The 20,742-nt window shown below is 61.5% G+C and carries 14 protein-coding genes and 1 pseudogene; 8 read left to right on the forward strand and 7 right to left on the reverse strand.

Annotated elements, in window-relative coordinates; genetic code table 11:
* Window positions 1-200 precede the first annotated feature (200 nt).
* From ACRQDJ_RS07745 to ACRQDJ_RS07760, 4 genes are all read left to right on the forward strand, one after another.
* Window positions 201-1,499 carry an ABC transporter substrate-binding protein gene (locus ACRQDJ_RS07745; RefSeq protein WP_284907162.1) on the forward strand — a complete coding sequence of 433 codons (1,299 nt, stop codon included), beginning with the start codon at window positions 201-203 and terminating at the stop codon, window positions 1,497-1,499.
* A 66-nt stretch (window positions 1,500-1,565) separates the two neighbouring features.
* Window positions 1,566-2,549: a carbohydrate ABC transporter permease gene (locus ACRQDJ_RS07750; RefSeq protein WP_284904755.1), complete on the forward strand. Its 984-nt coding sequence runs from the start codon at window positions 1,566-1,568 to the stop codon at window positions 2,547-2,549.
* Window positions 2,546-3,424: a carbohydrate ABC transporter permease gene (locus ACRQDJ_RS07755; RefSeq protein ID WP_435717967.1), complete on the forward strand. Its 879-nt coding sequence runs from the start codon at window positions 2,546-2,548 to the stop codon at window positions 3,422-3,424. The genes ACRQDJ_RS07750 and ACRQDJ_RS07755 overlap by 4 nt, the downstream gene beginning before the upstream one ends.
* A gap of 2 nt (window positions 3,425-3,426) precedes the next feature.
* Window positions 3,427-5,070: a glycoside hydrolase family 32 protein gene (locus tag ACRQDJ_RS07760; protein WP_284904754.1), complete on the forward strand. Its 1,644-nt coding sequence runs from the start codon at window positions 3,427-3,429 to the stop codon at window positions 5,068-5,070.
* Here ACRQDJ_RS07760 and tal read toward each other — a convergent pair.
* The 5 genes from tal to nrdD form a co-directional block, all read right to left on the reverse strand.
* Window positions 5,067-6,170, reverse strand: coding sequence for a transaldolase (gene tal / locus ACRQDJ_RS07765; protein WP_284904753.1), 1,104 nt, complete (start codon window positions 6,168-6,170; stop codon window positions 5,067-5,069). The two genes, ACRQDJ_RS07760 and tal, sit on opposite strands and share 4 nt — an antisense overlap.
* 34 nt (window positions 6,171-6,204) lie before the next feature.
* Complete coding sequence (locus ACRQDJ_RS07770) at window positions 6,205-6,615, reverse strand: OsmC family protein (RefSeq protein ID WP_284904752.1); 411 nt, start codon at window positions 6,613-6,615, stop codon at window positions 6,205-6,207.
* 36 nt (window positions 6,616-6,651) lie between these two features.
* The gene (locus tag ACRQDJ_RS07775) at window positions 6,652-7,923 is read right to left on the reverse strand and encodes an MFS transporter (RefSeq protein ID WP_159454962.1); all 1,272 of its coding nucleotides are present in this window, start codon (window positions 7,921-7,923) and stop codon (window positions 6,652-6,654) included.
* A gap of 1 nt (window position 7,924) precedes the next feature.
* Entirely contained in the window at window positions 7,925-8,554 is a 630-nt protein-coding gene (gene nrdG, locus ACRQDJ_RS07780) for an anaerobic ribonucleoside-triphosphate reductase activating protein (protein WP_087069818.1), read from the reverse strand.
* 177 nt (window positions 8,555-8,731) lie between these two features.
* Window positions 8,732-10,891, reverse strand: a complete 2,160-nt coding sequence (nrdD, locus tag ACRQDJ_RS07785) for an anaerobic ribonucleoside-triphosphate reductase (RefSeq protein ID WP_026429199.1) — start codon at window positions 10,889-10,891, stop codon at window positions 8,732-8,734.
* Between the two features lie 542 nt (window positions 10,892-11,433).
* Between nrdD and ACRQDJ_RS07790 the strand changes: the two genes are divergently transcribed.
* The 4 genes from ACRQDJ_RS07790 (at window position 11,434) to ACRQDJ_RS07805 (ending at window position 17,971) form a co-directional block, all read left to right on the forward strand.
* Entirely contained in the window at window positions 11,434-13,905 is a 2,472-nt protein-coding gene (locus tag ACRQDJ_RS07790) for a carbon starvation CstA family protein (protein ID WP_435717968.1), read from the forward strand.
* Window positions 13,906-13,917: 12 nt separating this feature from the next.
* Window positions 13,918-14,115, forward strand: coding sequence for a YbdD/YjiX family protein (locus tag ACRQDJ_RS07795; protein ID WP_051278537.1), 198 nt, complete (start codon window positions 13,918-13,920; stop codon window positions 14,113-14,115).
* A 194-nt stretch (window positions 14,116-14,309) separates the two neighbouring features.
* Window positions 14,310-16,931 (forward strand): sodium-translocating pyrophosphatase, encoded by a 2,622-nt coding sequence (locus ACRQDJ_RS07800; RefSeq protein ID WP_435717969.1) that lies wholly within the window; start codon window positions 14,310-14,312, stop codon window positions 16,929-16,931.
* Window positions 16,928-17,971: a glycosyltransferase family protein gene (locus tag ACRQDJ_RS07805; protein WP_284904748.1), complete on the forward strand. Its 1,044-nt coding sequence runs from the start codon at window positions 16,928-16,930 to the stop codon at window positions 17,969-17,971. Before ACRQDJ_RS07800 ends, ACRQDJ_RS07805 begins: the two co-directional genes overlap by 4 nt.
* Window positions 17,972-18,033: 62 nt before the next feature.
* Here ACRQDJ_RS07805 and ACRQDJ_RS07810 read toward each other — a convergent pair whose 3' ends face one another.
* A complete protein-coding gene (locus ACRQDJ_RS07810) occupies window positions 18,034-18,750 on the reverse strand; it encodes a YczE/YyaS/YitT family protein (protein ID WP_284904747.1) in 717 nt (238 codons plus the stop codon).
* A gap of 210 nt (window positions 18,751-18,960) precedes the next feature.
* Window positions 18,961-20,742: pseudogene (locus tag ACRQDJ_RS07815) on the reverse strand (hypothetical protein); the annotation flags it as partial.

Raw genomic sequence — 20,742 nt, forward strand, 5'->3', positions numbered from 1 at the left:
GGCCACAGTCTGAGCTAAGAGTATCCGATCACCAAGGTGACCAAGCTCACCCACGCCCCCACATTGCGCATACTCACCGGCGGTCCTATAGTTTCTGGCAAGTGCTAAATGCATTTATCACGGTGCAAAGGTGCCGCGTGATGGTTCTTAGCACGTTCCCGCTTCCCGGGCGGGGCGCCAACCAAACCCAAGGAGGGGTGATGAGTAAAAGATTCCGGAAACTCACCGCACTAACATCCGCCGCTGCACTCGCTTTCACGCTGAGCGCCTGCAGTAAGGGCGGAACCTCGTCCCAAGGCAATGTTGCGGACGGGAAACAAGAAGTCACCATGTGGACTCATAACGCCGGCAACGAAGAAGAGCTCGCCGCTATCGAGCAGATCGTTGCTGATTACAACGCACAATCCGATAAGTACCAGGTCACCATGCAGGCTTTCCCGCAGGCTTCCTACAACCAATCCGTGGTGGCGGCCGCTTCTTCCAATAGCCTGCCGTGCATTATGGATATTGACGGCCCCAATGTTCCTAACTGGGCCTGGGCCGGCTACCTTGCCCCGCTCGAAGGCATGGATGACACCCTCAATAAATTCCTCCCCACCACGGTGGGACGCTACGAGGACAAGATCTACTCGTACGGCTACTACGACGTAGCCCTCTCCATCATTACCCGCAAGTCCATCCTCGACGAATTCGGTATCCGCACCCCCACCGTGGATCAGCCCTGGACGCGTGAGGAGTTCACCGATGCCCTCGCCAAGGTGAAGGCTTCCGGGAAGTACGCGGTACCTTTCGATATCAACACCGCTGACCAGGGCGAATGGTATCCCTACGCTTACTCCCCCTACCTGCAAAGCTTCGGCGGGGATCTTATCGACCGCTCGAAGTTCGAAAGTGCGGAAGGTGCCCTCAACGGTCCCGAAGCCCTGGAATGGGCAAAGTGGATGCGTTCCCTGGTAACCGAGGGTTACACGCCGGCCAATGCCGGTTCGGATCCCACCCAGGACTTCATTAACGGAAAATCGGCTTTCTTGTGGATGGGTTCGTGGGCAGCGCAGCCCACCGAAGAGGCTTTTGGCGACGACGTCGTCTTCCTCCCACCGCCCGATTTTGGCAAGGGTCCGAAGATTGGCGGCGGCTCCTGGCAGTGGGGCATGTCGCCCTCGTGCCCAGCCCCCGAGGGAGCGCTGGATTACATGAAGTTCGCCGCCCAGGATAAGTACGTGGCTTCGGTTTCGGTGGCTACCCGTAATATCCCGGCAACCGATGCCGCCACCGCGGAAGTTCCGGCCTTCGCCGAGGGCGGGAAGTACTCCATCTTCCGGGAATTCTCCAAGAAGTACGCGGTGCTGCGCCCCGAAACTGCCGGCTATCCCTTCATCGCTACCGAATTCACCAAGGCAACCCAGGACATTCTCAACGGCGGGGATCCCGAGAAGATTCTCGACCAAACCGTGGCGAATATTGACGCCAACCAAAAAGCCAACGGCTTCTTCAAGTAACACCTGATGCGCGAGGCGCGTGAGCTACCACCGGCAGCTCACGCGCCCTGCCGAAAGGCCAGTGATATGACTTCTGCACCCCAGGCCACCGCGGAGAGTAAGCACGCGCTCCGGCCGGCGCCAGCATCTTCTCAGCGTGCTCAGCCAGCTGCTGCGCCGTCGCGAAAATACCGGCGCGAAACGTCCGCGCAAGCACGGGCCGGGTGGGGAATGCTGGCCCCCGCGGGAATCCTCATGCTGCTTTTCCTTGTGGTTCCCATCGTCCTGACTTTTATCCTTGCGTTTACCGACGCGCGCCTCATTTCCCCGCGCCCGATGCAATTCATCGGCCTGGAGAATTTCGAGCGGTTGTTTGGAACCGAGGTCTTTTGGGCCTCCCTGCGTAATACCCTGATTTTCGCCCTCGTTATTGTGCCGGGACAGTCGGGCCTGGCGCTTATTATGGCGCTGCTCGTAAACAAGAAGTTCCCGGGCTTGAATTTCTTCCGCACCGTTTTCTTCCTGCCCATGGTCACCTCCATGGTGGTGGTATCCATGCTGTGGCTCTTCATGTATCAGCCCGATGGTCTGCTCAACGCACTGCTGGCCAAAATCGGTATTTCCGGGCCGGATTGGTTGGGCGATCCCAGTTGGGCACTCTTCGCCATTATCGTGATGTCTGCCTGGCAGGCCGCCGGGATGCATATGATTATTTGGCTTTCCGGCCTGCAAACAATCCCGGGTGAACTTTATGAAGCGGCGGCTCTGGACGGGGCGTCGCCATGGCAGCAATTCAAACACGTGACCTGGCCGGGTCTGCGCCAAACCCGCACCTTTATTCTCATTACGATCACCATCGCGGCATTCTCGCTGTTCACCCAGATCAATATTATGACGAAGGGTGGGCCCCTCGATTCCACCTCAACGGTGGTCTACCAGGCGGTACGCACCGGATACGACCAGCAGCAAACCGGCTACGCCGCGGCGATTTCCCTGGTCTTCTTCGTCCTGGTTCTCGCCGTCAATCTGGTGCAACGCTATCTCACTCGCGATAAGGAGGCCCGCGCATGAGCACCGCGACGTCATCTCGCAGCATCCCCCGCGCTATTGGAATCTGGGCGCTGCGTATTGGGCTGGCCGCCATTTTCGGCCTACCGCTCCTTTTCATGGTGGTCTCCAGTTTCAAACCGGATACCCAGATTTTCTGGGATATGGGCGGCCTGGAGGCTTTCCTCCCGGTGGGCGACCTCAGCTTCGATAATTACTCCGGAGTCTTCAACCGGGTGCCTTTCTGGCGTTTCCTCCTCAACTCCGTCATTATCTCGGTGTGCATCGTGGTTTTCGGGCTCATCGTCAATTCCATGGCGGCCTTCGCGCTCTCCCGCCTGCAATTCCGGGGCCGCAAGATTTCGCTGACGCTGGTGATCGCCACCCTCATTGTTCCCTTCGAGACTCTGGCGCTGCCGCTGCTGTGGTGGGTTAATAAGCTCCCGTGGTTGGATGCGAACGGCTTCTCGCAAAGCTGGCTGGATACCTACCAGGTCCAGATTGTGCCCTTTATTGCCAATGCGCTCTCGATTTACCTCTTCTACCAGTACTTCGATTCCATTCCGCGCGAGCTGGATGAAGCGGCGCGTGTGGACGGGGCAAGCTGGTTCAAGATCTACCGTTCTATCGTCATGCCGCTCTCCGGCCCGGCTACCGCAACGGTCGCGATTCTGACTTTCCTGCCGGCGTGGAATTCCTACCTGTGGCCACTCATGACGGTGCGCTCCGAGGAGTTGCGCCCGGCGATGATCGGAATCGACTATTTCCAGCAGCTCAACGTATCCTGGGGCCAGATCATGGCGTTCTCCACGCTGATCACCGTTCCTGTCATCATGCTGTTCCTGGCTTTCCAGAAACAATTCGTCAACTCTATTGCCGCTTCCGGTATTAAGGGATAACCATGTCGCTTTCCTTTGAGTTCACCGCCGACCACGATGCCGCGTTGGCTCGAGCCCGCGCCGCGAATGCTCAGCTCGCCGCCGCCGTGAACCCGCGCTGGTACCCGCGTTTCCATATCGCGGCACCCGCCGGCTGGATCAATGACCCGAACGGCCTGGTCCACACCGGCGAGGAACTCCACGTTTTCTTCCAGCACCACCCCTATTCCACCGAGTGGGGGCCCATGCACTGGGGCCACGTGGTTTCGCGCGACGGCGCCACCTGGGAGCGCCGCCCCCTCGCCCTGGCTCCTTCCCTGGAAGCCGACCGCGACGGCGTCTTCTCCGGCTCGGCCCTCCAGGCCCCCTGCGGGCACCTCGAAGTGTTCTACACCGGGAACCGCAATGTGGCGGAGCTGCCTGCCGCCGGTAGCGATCCCGATTCTGCCGGAGAACCACCCGCCCGCTGCGGGCAGTCGCAGTGCCGGGCGATCTCACGCGACGGAGTGACCTTTGAGAAGAAAGGCGTCGTCGTACCTACCCCGGAAGACGTGCGCGATTTCCGCGACCCGAAGGTCTGGCGCCACGGCGATACCTACCGCATGGTCGTGGGCGTGCAAAGCCGCGACCGCCGCGGCGAAGTGTGGATGTACACCTCCCCCGACCTGGCCCGTTGGACTTTCGACCGCGTGCTCTACCGCCACCCGGATCCGCGGGTGTTCATGCTCGAATGCCCCGATTTCTTCCCACTGGGCGACACCTGGGTGCTAATTTTTTCACCCATGGGCATCCGCCCGGAAGGTTTCGCGCATTGCAACGTCAATAGCGCGGGCTATCTGCTGGGCAGCTGGCGGCCCGGGGAAAGTTTCGAACCCGGCGCGCCGTACCGCACCCTCAATTGGGGTCACAGTTTTTACGCGCCACAGACCTGCCTCATTGCTGGGCAGCGCACGCTTTTTGGCTGGATGGGCAGCTTCGGGCGCGCCCCGGCCTCCGCGGCCGACGGCTGGTCCGGCCAGCTCACGGTACCGATGAGCGTCCACCTCGAGTCCGGTGAACTGTGCTTACGGCCCGCCCCTACCCTCACGCGCCTGCGCGGCCGCTGTTTATGGAACGACGACGCCGCCCTTCCGGCCAGCGCGCCTACTATCCTCGCCCGGGATATTACCGCGGCGGATATTTCCGTGACTCTGCTTGCGGGTGCATGTGAACGGCTGCGCCTGCGCATTGGTTCGGATACCAGTTCGGTGAGCATTATCGTGGATCGTAATAGCGGCACCATCGGGGTGGATCGCGGCGGGGCGGTGGGTAATCTGGGTTACCGGGCTGCGCCCTGGGCTCCGGCCTACCGGCTTTGGGGCGAGCGCGCCGCCGAGATTGCGGGCGAATCTGCCGCCACGGGTGCCGCGGGCGCAACGAGCGCAGCACCGCTGGCTCCCCTTGCTGAGCTAAGTTTCCGGGTGCTTGTGGATGCCGGCTCGGTGGAAGTGATAGCCGGGAACGGCGAGCGGGTGCTCTCCTCGCTGGCCTTTGTGGAGGGCAAACGTGATATCACCCTCCTGGCTGAGGAGGGTGATATCACGGTCGCGGCCTCGGTATGGGAGATGACGGATGCCTTCCCCCAGGCGGAGCCAGTGCTAGAAATTGACGCCTTAGCGGGAAGCTAAGCGCGAGCAGCCGCGAGCGCGGCGCTGACGGTTTCGCTCAGTTCCTTCCAGGAGACGATGAACTTCTCCACGCCTTCGCGCTCAAGCTGGGCAGCCACATCGCCCATATCCACGCCCACCGCGGCCAGCTCTTCGAAGACCCGGTGGGCCTGGCCGTAGTTCTCCCGCACCGTATCCCCGGTGATCTCCGCGTGGTCCGCGGTGGCCTCCAGGGTTTTCTCCGGCATGGTATTGACGGTAGCCGGCGCCACCAGCTCGGTGACGTAGAGAGTATCGGGATAATTCGGGTTCTTTACCCCGGTGGAAGCCCACAGCGGGCGCTGGGCATGCGCGTGATCCGCCGCGAGGGTAGTGAAACGCTCGGAGGCAAATTTCTTCTCGAAGATTTCGTAGACCAGGCGAGCATTGGCTACTCCGGCCTTGCCGCGCAGCGCCAGGGCTTCCTCGGTGCCGATCTTCTCCAGGCGGGCATCCACTTCGGTATCCACGCGGGAAACGAAAAGCGAAGCCACCGAGTGGATATCGCTGAGCGCATGCCCGGAACGCTGGGCCTTTTCCAGACCGGCGAGGTAGGCATCCACCACTTCGCCGTAGCGAGCCAGGGAGAAAATGAGAGTAACGTTCACGGAGATCCCGTGGCCGATCACTTCGGTAATAGCCGGCAGGCCCTCCTTAGTGGCCGGGATTTTAATCATGGCGTTCGGGCGATCCACCCGGTCCCACAGCTGGCGGGCCTGGGCCACGGTGGCCGAGGTGTCATGCGCGAGTTCCGGGGAAACTTCGATGGAAACGCGGCCGTCTTCCCCGCCGGATTCTTCAAAAATGGGGCGGAAAATATCGCAGGCGTCCTGGACGTCCTTAATGATGATGTCGAAGATCGCTTCGTCGCCGTCCTTGCCGGCCGCGGCGGTGGCGGCCACCTGCTCGGTGTAGCTTTCCCCGTTGCGCAGGGCCGCGGCGAAAATCGTGGGATTCGTGGTCACGCCCCGCACGGTATGCGTCTCGATAAGGGAAGCAAGGTTCCCGGAAGCGATACGCTCCCGGGATAGATCGTCCAGCCAGATACTCACTCCGGCGGCGCTCAGGCTAGCGGTACTCATATTCGTGTCCTTTCTTGGTGTGCCCGGCGGGCTTCTAGTTATCCGCGGCGCTGCGGATCTCCAGGTCATGCGGGGCGGGATGGTCGAGGGTGCGACCCACCGTGCAGGCTCGCGCAATGGCCCGGTCCACGCGCTGGAGCAAGGCACCGCGCTGTTCTTCAGGCATATCGGCGAATTCCACCTCCATCGCGGTGTGGAAAGCGGCGAAGCGGTTATTTTCCCGATCCGCATCCGCGCTCACCGTGAAGGTGGCACTATAGTCCTCCCCGAGGAGCTGCTCGAAGCGGGAATCCGCGCTGAGGGCCTGGCAGCCAGCCACCGCCAGCTGCATGAGTTCCCCGGGAGTGAATTGTTCGGGACCTTTCCCGATTTCCACACTGGCGCCGCGATCATTAACGGCGGTGAAATGAAGATGCCCGATACGCCGGGCAGAGAGCTGAGCCATAGCTACCTCCTTGTTTCTTTCACTTTACGGGAAAGCTCAGCGCTGTGGTGAGCGCGCTTTCCACCAGCGGAAAAGTCCGGCCAAGAAAAGACCGATCGCTGCCAGTACGCAAGCACCCCACAGCGCCGGGGTGAAGGATCCTCCGTGGGCGCCGGCACTTGCAGCGGCCCAACGCGGGGCGACGACGGCAGCCAGCGAGAAACCGAGGAACATGAGGCCGTAGTTGGTTCCATTGTGACGCGGCCCGAAGCTGTGCATGGTCAGCGGCGCGAAAAGACTCATGGTGCCCCCGAAGGCCAGGGCTACCAGGATGGCACCGCTGAGGAAGAGTACCGTTGCCCCGCGCTCGGATAGCGCGAGAAGCGCGAGCCCGCCTGCCGCGCAGCCGAGCACCGCCACCAGGCACAGCGGGATGCCGATACGGTCGGAAAGCCAGCCCCAGGCCAGCCGCCCGGCCGCGTTCGCGACCGCGAAAAGCGAGACGGTGAGAGCCGCGGCTGCGGCGTCGAACCCAATACTCGTGGCGAGCGGGGCCATATTGGCATTGACCATGATGCCACCGAAAGCAGCTGTGACGAAAATAGCGAGGATGAGCCAGAAAGTGGGGGTGGCGAGCATCTGGAGCGGGCTCAGGCTCGCGCGCGGTCCGGCGGCTGCGGCCGTGCCCGCCGGGCGGGGTAGGTAGGCCCCGTATTCTTCGCGGAAGGGACGCACCAGGAAGATGACCGCGGCGGCGTTAATCACTGTGAAAGCAATGCCGAGAATCACCAGGGAGCTATGCACGCCGTATCCGGCAATGAGATGCTGGCCGGCCGGAGCGATGATCATGGGGCCAATTCCCATCCCTGCGGTGATAAGACCAGCTACCATACCGCGCCGGTCCGGGAAGAAACGCATGGTATTGGTGAGCGCAGCCGAGTAGAAGAGACCCTGACCGCCGCCGGTGACCAACCCGTAGCTAAGCACGAACAGCGCGAGGGTGGGGGCTAGGCCGGCCAGGATATGCCCCAGCCCGAAGCAGATACCGCCCACCGCCATCATCTGGGCCGCGTAACCGCGCCGCAAGAGCGTGCCGGAGGCAATCATAATAAAGGGCACTACCAGGGAGGCGAGCCCGAAGGCCAGCATAATATCCGGCGCTGCCCATCCGCGGCTCGCGGCAAGCGGGCGCACAAAAATAGAGAAGGCGGTGAGCGCCCCCGTGGTCATAATGGCAAGAAGTGTTCCGATAAGAACGCGGCTGCGGCGCGGCATCGTTGCCGGCGGCTGGGCCGCGGGTTCCTGAGCGGCAGGGTGAGTGCTGGTCACGTTAGTCGTAATCTCCATTTTTCCAGAGCCGCACCGGGGCTTCGCACCCGGCTTCCATGGCGGCAAATGTTTCGGGCACGTCGATAATGCGCTGGTTCTTCGAGCCGCGGAACGTGAGGTCACGAATGAACTGGGATTGGATAAAAGGCCCGTCCACCAGCACGTCCACGTGGGAAAGAAGTTCGCGTTTATCTTCGGTTTCTTCCAGGAGCTGCTCGAAGGTGTAGCCGCTCCAGCTCCAAATTGTTTTACTATTCCCGAAGCGCTCCCGGAAACGCCGCGCTAACGGCAGCAGAACCGGAGTATTGAGGAACGGTTCCCCGCCCACGAAGGACACCCCGGCCACGTAGCTTTTCGCGCAGTCCTCAAGGATGCGTTCTTCGAGTTCTTCCGTGTAGGGGGTGCCGTAACGGAAGCTTTGGGCAGCCACGTTATAGCAGCCCGGGCATTTGAAGGGGCAGCCGGATACGTAGATCGCGCAGCGCACCCCTTCCCCGTCCACCATAACGAAGGGCTTGTAATCGGCAACATAGCTGCGCGATAAGCGCCGCCCATCCCAGGCGCCGGGGCGCTTGGGTTGGTGCACCCCCGGAGCTTCCGGAGGTGTGGAGAGCAGGCGCAATTCTCGCATTCTTCCTTACCTTTTCACAGTCCCTGAGTCGCAATACTCCCCGCGCCCGGCACATTCGCCGAGTGCGGGGAGCCTTGCGAGAGTGCGCCCGCGAAAAGCTGAGACGCACGGGGCCTTAGGTGCTGGGGTACGCCGGCACGCGGCACTCAACCGCGCGGCACCGAACACCCACAGCGCTTAAGCGCAGGGACCGTCCATGTGCTTGACGCGGGAAATGATTTCCTCGTGCCGGCCGTGCACCATGGGGCGCTTGACCGGGTTACCGAGGTACCCGCAGGTGCGCTTGACAACATCGCAACGGTCGGGATCATCATTGCCGCAATTCGGGCACTTGAAACCTTCCGCCGTGGGATCGAATTCCCCGTTGAAGCCGCACTCGTAGCACTTATCAATAGGAGTATTGGTGCCCAGGTAGGCCACCTTATCGTAAGCGTAATCCCAGACCGCTTCCAGAGCCGCGGTGTTGTGGGTCAGCTTGGGGTACTCGCAGTAGTGGATGAACCCACCCTTGGTGTACTCCGCGTAGGGAGCTTCGAAGTCGATCTTCTCAAAGGGAGTGATCTTCTTACGCACATCGTAGTGGAAGGAATTCGTGTAGTAATCCTTCGCGGTGATATCCGGAACCGCACCGAAACGCTCACGATCCATGGAGCAGAAACGGTTGGTGAGGGATTCGGCCGGGGTGGAGTACACAGAGAACCAGTAGGGGTACTCCTTCTTCCACTGGTCGGCGTACTGGCTCAGGCGGCGCACGATATCCAGGGTGAATTCCTTCGCTTCCGCGTTATGCTCCCAATTCGGGCCGTAGAACGCGGTAGCCGCTTCGTACAGGCCAATGTAGCCAATGGAAAGCGTGGAACGCTGGTTGTGGAAGAACTTCGTGACGTCCTCATCGCCTTCTTCCGCGCGGATACCCAGGGCACCGTAACGGTAGAGAATGGGGGCGTTTTCCGGGGTGGCATCCTCGCAGCGCTGGGCGCGGTAGACCAGAGCTTCCTTGACCACCTGCATGCGCTCATCGAAGATCTTCCAGAAACGCTGCTTATCCCCGCGCGCCTGCAGTGCGATACGCGGCACGTTGAGGGTGACCACACCCAGGTTATTACGCCCGGCGTTCACGGCCTCACCGGTTTCCGGATCCACCCACTTGGGCAGGAAGGAACGGCAGCCCATGGGAGCCTTGTAATCACCTTCCAGCTCGGTGAGCCGGTCATAGGAGAGGACATCCGGGTACATGCGCTTCGTGGAGCATTCCAGGGCCAGCTGCTTAACGTCGTAGTTGGGATCCTCGGGGTTGAGGTTCACGCCGCGGCGCAGCCCGAAAACGAGCTTCGGGAAGATCGCGGTGTGACCATCGGCCCCGATGCCCTTAATACGAATGGTCAGGATCGCCTTCTGGATTTCCCGCTCGAAACGGTTGGTGCCCAGGCCGAAACCGAGGGTGACGAAAGGAGTCTGCCCGTTCGAGGAGTAGAGAGTGTTGATCTCATACTCCAGGGACTGCATGGCATCGTAGATGTCCTTCTTCGTCTTTTCCCAGCAGTACTCATCGCGCTTATCTTCGGCAACCCAACGCTCGGCATCCTTGAGGTGCTTGGCGTAATTGAGTTCCGCGTAGGGGGCGAGCACTTCATCGCAGCGATCCACCGAGCAGCCACCGTACTGGCTGGAGGCCACATTCGCGATGATCTGAGCGATCTGCGCGGTAGCGGTGTTAATGGAACGCGGGGATTCCACCCGGGCGTTACCGATCTGGAAGCCATCACGGAGCATGCCTTCAATATCGATGAGGCAGCAATTGGTCATGGGCTGGAAGGGGTTGTAATCCAGATCGTGGAAGTGGATATCGCCCTTAATATGCGCATTGGCCACCGCCGGGGGCAGCAGGTACTTGAGGGCGTACGCCTTGGCCACCGCACCCGCGGTCAGATCGCGCTGGGTGTTAAAAACAGTGGAGTCCTTATTGGCGTTCTCATTGACCACCGTCTTATCGCGCTGCATGAGCTTATCCAGGGAGCGCGAAATATCCATGGCCTGTTCGCGCGCGGTATCGCGATCGTGGCGGTACTCAATATAGGCGCGTGCCACCTGCGGATAGCGGGAAGCCATAAGCACGTTCTCCACTTCCGTTTGGATGGTGGGAACGTCAAGCTTGGCAGCATCAAGATGATCGATCACCGTGCGGGTGGCTTCCTCAACGAATGCGTAATCGTCGATGCCCTGGCTGTTCATTGCCAGCGCGATTGCGCGGTAGATCTTACCGGCGTCAAAGCTAACCGACCGACCGTCACGCTTGGTGACGACTACCCCCGTGGTCGTTGAGGTATCAATCAACATCTTGTGCCTCCGTAAAAATCGAACACTACATATAGTAGTCGGCCAGAATGACACCGGTGTGCTTCGTGCGCCACACGGATGCGTTTTTCTCCCCGCGCCCGCCGCGCCCGGCCCTGTAAAGGGCGACGGCGCGCCACTCTCGCCCCGCGCCCGCCAAATTTATGATGTGCAACACATTTTTTCGGCGCCGCGTTTCGCGTCCACCGGGCGAGCTTACCACTACCTATAGGGGCACCACCCGCCCACCACCCCTACATCTTGCGATAGGTGCAAAACCGGCTCCAAACCGCCATTTCCACCCCAGGCCGGCCCGCAGCCAGCTGGCGGCGTCGTCGTACTTCATCACCGCGAGCCACCATTTTAGTGGTCTATCCCACAAATAGCGTGCTAACGCGAACGTAAGTTAACCCAATACTGTTGCACGCGTTTATTATCGGATGTGGTGGCGTACGCCACCCGGGTACTCAACCGAGGATCCGCTCGAGATGCCAGCGCTGCCGTCCACGCGGACCGCGCCGGCCCATATAAATGGAGTTTCAGCTATGAGTGCACCAGCTGACACTGCTCTTCCGAGCTATAGCGAAGAAGAGGCAAAATATATTATCCGGAACCGCCACGGTGTTCCGGTCGGAACAAAACCGCATACGAAGTGGACGCTGCCGCGCATCGCGGTGTGGGTCCTCGTAACAGCCCTCGGCGTTGCGGGCTGGTACATGCTCGCCTTCTATCGCGGTGAACAAGTCAATACCGCGTGGTTCGTGGTGACGTCGGTCTGCACCTACATGATCGCCTACCGCTTCTACGCGCTCTTTATTCAAAAAACCATTATGAAGCCCGACGATTCCAACGCGACGCCGGCCGAACGCATCAATAACGGACGCGATTTCGACCCGACAAACCGCGTGGTGCTCTACGGGCATCACTTCGCCGCTATCGCCGGCGCCGGCCCGCTGGTGGGCCCGGTGCTGGCCGCCCAGATGGGCTACCTGCCCGGCACCCTGTGGATTATCTTCGGGGTGTGCGTGGCCGGTGCCGTCCAGGACATGCTCGTCCTCTTCTTCTCCATGCGTCGCGGCGGGCGCAGCCTCGGCCAGATGGCCGTGGATGAAATCGGGAAGATCGGCGGGGCCGTGGCCGCGGTCATGATCCTCGTTATGCTCATGATCGTGCTGGCCGTGCTCGCCATGATCTGCGTGAACGCGCTGGCCGATTCGCCCTGGGGCGTTTTCGCCGTCGGTATGACCATCCCCATCGCGCTGTGCATGGGCCTGTGGCTGCGTTTCGTGCAGCCCGGCAATATCACGATGGTGTCCATTGTTGGGTTCATTGCGCTGCTCGGTGCGATTATCGGGGGCCGCTACGTGGCGGAATCCGATTTCGGCCAGGCGTTCTTGCACCTGTCCCCCACCACCCTCGTGTGGTGCATGATTGTGTACGGTTTTTTCGCGGCCGTGCTGCCAGTTTGGCTGCTCCTCACCCCGCGTGACTACCTGTCCACCTTCATGAAGGTCGGCACTATCGTGGTGCTGGCGCTGGGCATTCTCATCGTGCGCCCGCTGGTGGAAATGCCGGCCGTCACCGAATTCGCTTCGAATACGGACGGCCCGGTATTCGCCGGGGAACTCTTCCCCTTCCTCTTTATTACCATCGCCTGCGGGGCGCTTTCCGGGATGCACGCAACGGTGTCCTCGGGTACCTCCCCGAAGATGATCCAGAAGGAATCCCAGGTCCGCATGATCGGCTACGGCGGCATGCTCATGGAATCCTTCGTGGCGATTATGGCGCTGGCCGCGGCCTCTTCCCTCAATATGGGTATCTACTTCGGTATGAATACCTCCGAGCACACCACCGATAAGCTGGCGGGCACGGCCATCGTGCAGATGACCGATAACCGCTCCGAGCTTTCGGCGGCCGCGGTGCAAAACCTCGCGGTCACCGATACCCACGGCAATTCGGTGGAAGCCCGCTGGGAATCCTGGGATGAGAACGGCAATGAGAAGACCTACGTGGGCGCGGAAGCCTTCGATAAGGTCGCCGAGGACGTTGGGGAAACCTCCGTCACCTCGCGTACCGGTGGTGCGCCCACCCTCGCGGTGGCCATCGCCCATATTCTGCACCAGGTAGGCGGCGGCCAGGCCATGATGGGCTTCTGGTACCACTTCGCGATTATGTTCGAGGCGCTGTTCATCCTCTCCGCCGTGGACGCCGTGACCCGCGTGGCCCGCTTCCAGCTGGGCGACGCCCTGGGCAATGTGCTGCCCAAGTTCAAGGATCCTTCCTGGCGAGTGGGCGCGTGGATTACCACGGCCGTGGTGGTGGCGGCCTGGGGTTCGCTGCTGCTCATGGGCGTGACCGACCCGCGCGGCGGTATCCAAACGCTCTACCCGCTCTTCGGCGTAGCGAACCAGCTTATCGCCGCTTTGGCCCTGATTTTGTGCACCGTGGTGGTGGTCAATAAGGGCTGGGCGAAGTGGGCCTGGATCCCGGGCATCGCCGCGACCTTCGACCTGATCGTCACCTTCGCGGCGTCCTGGCAGAAGATCTTCTCCTCCGACGCCGCCATCGGGTACTTCACCCAGAACACCAACGCGAAGGCAGCGCTCGCCAAGGCGCAGGCCGCCGGGGATACCGGAGCCATCGGCATCCAGTCCGCGATTGTGCGTAACACCTTCATCCAGGGCTGGCTCTCGGTCATCTTCCTGGCCACGGTGGCCTTCGTGCTGGTGTGCGCGATTATCAAGATCATCCGGGTTATCGCCGCGAAGAAGTACGTGAACTCCGAGGATCCCTACCAGGAGTCCAACTTCTACGCGCCCACCCAGCTCTTCCCGACCAAGTTGGAGAAGAAGGTGGTGGCGGAATACGCCGTCGTGGGCGACCCGGCTTTGATTCCCGGTTTCGATCACCGTAAGGGTGCGGGCGCGCACGGTTCCGGTTCCGGTACGACGACGCCGCCAGCAGCCAAGGCGAGCTCTGCCAGCGACTCGGATTCTTCCGGGTCCGCTCAGAGCTAGGAGATCAGGCCAATGTTCATGACCCAGCTCCGCGCCTTCGCGGCGCACGCTCGCGGCCTGTGGCGGGATTTCACCGGTGAATCGGCTTACGAGAAATACGTAGCCCGGCACGCCCGTGAACATCCCGATCATCCGCCGCTCGCCAAACGCGAGTTCTGGCGCCAGCGCGCAGCCTTCGACGAGGAGAATGTCTCCACCGGCTGCTGCTAAGCGCCGGGCTTGGCGTTCATCACCAGGCTTGGCCTTAGGCGCCGGGCTGGAAACCGGCCAACCCGCCCCTGCGCGGCCACAGTGGTGCCCGCGCAGGGGCGGCGTCGTCGTACCTGGTCCCAAGAACTAGCAGCCCAAGCGGCATAGGATAAAAGAGAGGCAAAGGAGCCTCATCATTTTATGTCGAGGTAATTATGGGACGTTGTTTTTCTGTATCCACACACAAGAACACCTCGCGTCCACGCCGGCGGGTGGCCCTGCTCGGGGCGCTCGCGCTGGCTCCCGTTGCCCTAGGTTCGTGCGCCGCCTCCGCGAGCGCGCCCGCCGGTGCGGCAACTGTGCACGGAGGTGAAGCAAATATCGTATTGCCTGATCTGTCGGGCGTGAGCGCAGTGGGCGGGGTATCCGGCCGGTTGCTCCTCCTCATCGGGGTGGGGGTCTGCGTGCTGGGGCTGTGCTTCGGGCTCATCACGTATATGAATCTGCGTAAGCTTCCGGTGCATCGGGCCATGGCCGAGGTCGCCGACCTCATTTACGAAACCTGCAAGGCCTACCTGGTCAAACAGGGGCGGTTCCTCTTGGTGCTCTGGGCTTTTATTACCGCGGTCATCGTGGTCTATTACAAGTTCCTGGTGGGCTTCACCTGGGGGAAGCTCGCGATTGTGGTGGCGTTCTCGCTGCTGGGTATGGGCGGCTCGTACGCGGTGGCGTGGTTCGGGATTCGCGTGAATACCCTGGCCAATGCGCGCACGGCTTTCGCTTCGCTGCGCGGGCGGCCCCTCCCGCTGCACCAGGTGCCGCTGCGTTCGGGGATGTCCATCGGGATGGTGCTCATTTCCCTGGAATTGCTCATGATGCTGGTCATTTTGCTGTTCCTGCCCGCGGATGTGGCGGGGGCCTGCTTTATTGGCTTCGCGATTGGGGAATCGCTGGGCGCTTCGGCGCTGCGCATCGCCGGTGGTATTTTCACGAAGATTGCCGATATTGGCTCCGACCTCATGAAGATCGTCTTCAAAATTGATGAGGACGACCCGCGTAACCCGGGCGTCATCGCCGATTGCGTGGGCGATAATGCCGGGGATTCGGTGGGCCCCTCCGCGGACGGCTTCGAAACCTACGGGGTGACCGGGGTGGCGCTGGTGACCTTCATCGTGCTCGCGGTGCATGAGCCGGCCCTGCAAGCAACCCTGCTGGTGTGGGTCTTCACGGTGCGCGTGGCCATGATTATCGCCTCGGCGCTGGCCTACGGCCTCAACGCGCGCCTGGCCGCCACCCGCTACGCCACCGCGACTACCCTCAATTTCGAAAAACCGCTGAGTTCACTCGTGTGGCTCACCTCGATTTTCTGCATTGCTTGCGTATACGGGATCTCCTGGCTCGTTTTGGGTGGGAACGACGGCGCACTGTGGCTCGCGCTCGCCACTATCGTGACCTGCGGGACTTTGGCGGGAGCGCTTATCCCCGAGCTGGTCAAGGTCTTCACCTCCACAACCTCGCGGCACGTGCGCGAAGTGGTGAAGAGCTCGCGCCAGGGCGGGGCTTCCCTCAATATCCTTTCCGGCGTGGTAGCCGGGAATTTCTCCGCCTTCTGGCTGGGCATCACCATCGTGGGGCTCATGGCCGGGGCTTTCGTGATCGCGGATGCCACGCTCGGTGAGTTCATGCTGGCGCCGGCTGTTTTCGCTTTCGGGCTGGTGGCCTTCGGGTTCCTCGGCATGGGGCCGGTGACCATCGCGGTGGATTCCTACGGCCCGGTCACGGATAACGCCCAGTCGGTCTACGAGCTTTCCTGCATCGAGGCGCTCCCCGATATCGACGCCGATATTCGCTCCGGTTTTGGTTTCGCCCCGCAATGGGACCGCGCCAAGCTCATGCTGGAGGAGAACGACGGCGCCGGCAATACCTTCAAGGCCACCGCCAAGCCGGTGCTCATCGGCACCGCGGTGGTGGGGGCGACCACGATGATCTTCTCGATTATTATCGGGCTGACCGGTGGGCTGACCAGCGGAATCGAGATGCTGTCCCTCATGCATGCCCCGTTCCTGCTCGGGATTATCAGCGGGGGCGCGGTGATCTTCTGGTTCTCCGGCGCCTCGATGCAGGCGGTGACCACGGGTGCGTACCGGGCGGTGGAGTTCATCAAAGAGTCCATCCATCTAGATAAAAATGCGGAGCGGGCTTCCCACGATGACTCGCGGCGCGTCGTCGAAATTTGTACCCAATACGCACAGCAGGGGATGCTCACCATTTTCCTGGCGGTCTTCTTCGCTACTCTTTCCTTCGCGTTTATCGAGCCGTACTTCTTTATCGGCTACCTCATTTCCATCGCTATTTTCGGCCTCTACCAGGCGATTTACATGGCGAATGCGGGTGGGGCCTGGGATAACGCGAAGAAGATCGTGGAGGTGGATCTGCACGCGAAGGGCACCGCGCTCCACGATGCCACCATCGTGGGCGATACCGTGGGTGATCCTTTCAAGGACACTTCCTCGGTGGCCCTCAACCCGACTATTAAGTTCACGACTCTCTTCGGCCTGCTCGCCGTGGAGCTGGCCGTGAGCCTCAACGCTCAGAATCTCACCGCGGTGGTCACCGGCCTGGCGGTGTGCTTCGGGGCTCTCGCGCTCGTCTTTATTTACCGCTCGTTCTACAGCATGCGCATCCAGGCATCCACCGAGGATCCGCTGCTGGACGAACCCGAACCTGAATCTTCGCGTGAATCTTCACCTGAATCTTCGCCCGTATCCGAACCGGCGCTCGAACCGCATTCCCGGTTTTACACCGGATCCGAACCCGAGAAGGGAGTCCTGGCATGAATATCGCCGTGCATTGGTCCGGCGCTCAGATCAGCCCGGAAGGAAAAATAGCCGGCCAGGATGCCGGCGCTACCCTGCTGCGCCGCCTCCTGCGTATTTTCCCGGATGCGGTGGTGCTTGACCCCAGCGGGGTTTCCGCCGAAGAGCTCGCCCCAGATACGGTGGTCATCACTATGGATGTGCATGATACCCCGGCCCTGTGGGCGCGCCTACGGGCCGCGGGCCAGGCGGCGGCCGGCCGGCCCGCCCCGCGGCTCATGAATTTTGTGTGGCTGCCGGTTTCCACCCTGGAAAGCGCGGAGGAGATCGCCCCGGTGGCGCTTTCTTGCGCGCTCTTCCCCACGTTTGCCAATTCGGAGCGCACCGCCGGTGAGATCCGCGAGATGGTGAATAAGTGGACGGTGCCCCCGCTGGCCGGGAGGCTCAAGCTCGGCTGGGTGAATCTCGGTTTCCGCCTCGACCACGTGCAAGAGCGGCGCGAACCGGAGGTCCCGGTGGTGCTCTATCCCGCGATTTACCTCTCGGCGCGCAAACGCCCCGATTTCTTCATGGATGTGCTGAGCCGGGTGCGCGAACTCATCCCGCTCACGGTGGAGATGCGCCTGCACGAAGCGCACCTGGTTTCCGAGAAAGCCATGCGGTACTCGCGCCTGCCGTGGATGCACGTGGGGCCGCTGACCGATACCCGCACCTCGTATTACCAGGCCCTCGCCCATACCACGGCCTTCCTGGCCACCGCCGCGGAGGAATCCTACGGGCTGTCCTACGTGGAAGCCCTGGGCGCCGGGGCGCTCGGGGTGTTCCCGGACGTGCCCTGGGCCCGCGCGCTACTGCCGGAAAACTATCCCTTCCTCTATCCGGATGGCGATGAGGCGGCCGCGGCGGCCATGCTCACCCGGGTCCTCACCCGCACCGCGCAGTGCCGGGCGGATCTGGACGCGGCCTGCGGCGGGAGTTTCCGCGAGTGGATCGCCGCGCATCACTCCGATGATGCGTTCGACCGCGAAATCGTGGCCGCGGTGCAGCGCTGGTTCGGGTAGCGCTGCTTCGCGTAACGATCACTAGCACATATAACGACGGCGCCCGCGGCGCGCCCCGTGTTTTATTCCTCGGTGATAGCGGGGGCGGGGCGTGCCGTGTAGGACGCCGTCGTACCAACAAGACGGTACGCGACCGTACGGTTAAAGAAATCGACGACGACGCCAATCCCCAGCGCCATGATCGCGGTGCCAATGCCGATGACGCCGCTGCTCAAATCGAAGCGGAACAGCGCGAGGGCGATGAGAACCACGATGAAGTCCTGGGCCACACGGAAGGTGCGGTAGGACTGGCCCGGGAAGCGGCGCAGGAGCACGGGGACGATGCAGTCGGCGGCACCCTGGCCGATGTCCGGGGTGATATAAAGCGAGAGCCCCAGCGCGAAAATCACCAGGCCGATGGCCAGGTGGGCGAGCATCCCTGGGATTGAATACGTGAAAACGTAGATGGAGTCGAGGATGCTGGTGAAGCTGGTGACGAGCACCCCGACCAGGGTGAAATTGAGGACGGTGCCCAGTCCGAGGACTTTGTGGTCGAAGGGGAAGATGAGCGCGATGAGGGCGATATTGACCACCGGGACCACCCAGGAGAAGGACAGGCCGGTGATGTGGCTGACGCCCTGGAGCAGGGCGGTGAAGGGGTCCACGCCGGCGTGACCTTTGAGGGCCACGGTGATGCCGATGGCGGTGAGAATCACGCCGATGAGGCAGACCAGCGAGCGGCGCAGCAAGCTGCCCGGGCGCAAGGTCCATTCGCGGGCGCAGCACAGTGACTCAAACATGACGAGCTACCTTCTCAATCTCAGGGAAGCCGCCGTGCCACACCGCGGCATCACCAGCGTAGTGCATGCGAGCGGGCAATTCCTGGGCCGTGGCGGAGGTCGCTTTTATTATGGGTAAACGGTTTTATGCATCAAGGAGGGGCTGGCAGGTCACCCTTGTGCAGGGTCGTCTGCCAGCCCCTCTCTTGCGTTACGCGATCAGTTCAGCGGTTATGCCTTGCGGCGCCGCGTCACCACGAGCCCGCCAGTGAGCAGGAGCAGTGCTGCTGTTCCAGCAAGACCAACGCTCGTTGCACCAGTGACCTGGAGGGTCTTCTTGACCTTCTTGGTCTTCGGCGCAGGCTTGCCCGGGTCGTTCGGGTTCAACGGGTCGGTGCCGTTCTTAATTTCGTCACCGTCATTGATACCGTCACCATCCGTGTCGGCCTTATTCGGGTTGGTTGCCTTGCCACCGTTCTTAGCACCGGTCACTTCGTCACCGTCAGTGAGACCATCACCATCGGTGTCAGGGTTGAGCGGGTTGGTGTTACCAGGCTTGCCGTCCTTATTGAACTTGTCATCCTGGAACGGGTTCTTGGTGCCGTTCACCTCGTCACCGTCCGTGATGCCGTCACCGTCGGTGTCCGGGTTCTTCGGGTCAGTACCAATCTTCTTCTCGTCACCATCGGTCAGGCCATCACCATCGGTATCACCCTTATTCGGGTCCGTACCGTTCTTGATTTCGTCGCCATCATTGACGCCGTCACCATCAGTATCGGCCTTGTTCGGGTTAGTCGGAGTGCCACCGTTGTTCTTGCCGGTAACTTCGTCACCATCAGTGAGACCATCACCGTCGGTATCCGGGTTGAGCGGGTCAGTGTTACCAGGCTTGCCGTCCTTATTGAACTTATCGTCCTGGAACGGGTTCTTGGTGCCATTGACCTCATCACCGTCATTGATGCCGTCGCCATCAGTATCCGGGTTCAATGGGTCAGTACCGATCTTCTTTTCCTCACCATCGGTCAGGCCGTCACCGTCAGTATCGGGGTTCTTCGGGTCGGTCTTGGTGGCCTTGGAGTCATCGACCTTCGGGGTGCCATCCTCGTTGCGAGCAGGCTTACCGTTCTCGTCGATATCCGTACCGGCTTCCTCACCATCGGTCAGGCCATCCCCATCAGTATCCGGGTTCTTCGGATCGGTGCCCAGGTCCTTTTCACGACCATCAGTCACACCATCACCGTCAGTATCCGGGTTCTTCGGGTCGGTCCCGTCCTTCTTTTCGTCCCCGTCATTCACGCCATCACCATCAGTGTCAGCGTTATTCGGGTCCGTGCCGTCCTTGATTTCGTCAGCGTCGGTGACGCCATCGCCATCGGTATCGGCCTTGTTCGGGTTGGTCGGTTTGCCACCGTTGTTCTTGCCAGTGACTTCGTCACCGTCATTGACCCCGTCACCATCCGAGTCGGGGTTGAGCGGGTCGGTGTTACCAGGCTTCCCATTCGGATCGGACTTGTCGTCCTTGAACGGGTTCTTGGTGCCGTTGACTTCGTCGCCGTCGTTGATACCGTCACCATCGGTGTCCGGGTTCTTCGGGTCGGTCTTGGTGGCCTTGGAGTCATCAACCTTCGGGGTGCCATCCTCGTTACGAGCAGGCTTGCCGTTCTCGTCAATGTCCGTACCAACTTCCTGACCGTCAGTCAGGCCGTCACCATCGGTGTCGGAATTCTTCGGGTCGGTGCCCAGGTCCTTTTCACGACCGTCAGTCACACCGTCACCGTCAGTGTCCGGGTTATTCGGGTCAGTCCCGTCCTTCTTCTCATCCCCATCCGTCACGCCGTCACCATCGGTGTCCGGGTTCTTCGGGTCAGTCCCGTCCTTCTTCTCGTCACCGTCGTTCACGCCGTCACCGTCAGTGTCCGGGTTATTCGGATCGGTGCCGTCCTTCTTCTCGTCACCGTCGTTCACGCCGTCACCGTCAGTGTCCGGGTTATTCGGATCGGTGCCGTCCTTCTT

The organism is Actinotignum urematis (genome assembly GCF_051264595.1).
GTDB classification, from domain to species: Bacteria; Actinomycetota; Actinomycetes; order Actinomycetales; family Actinomycetaceae; genus Actinotignum; species Actinotignum timonense_A.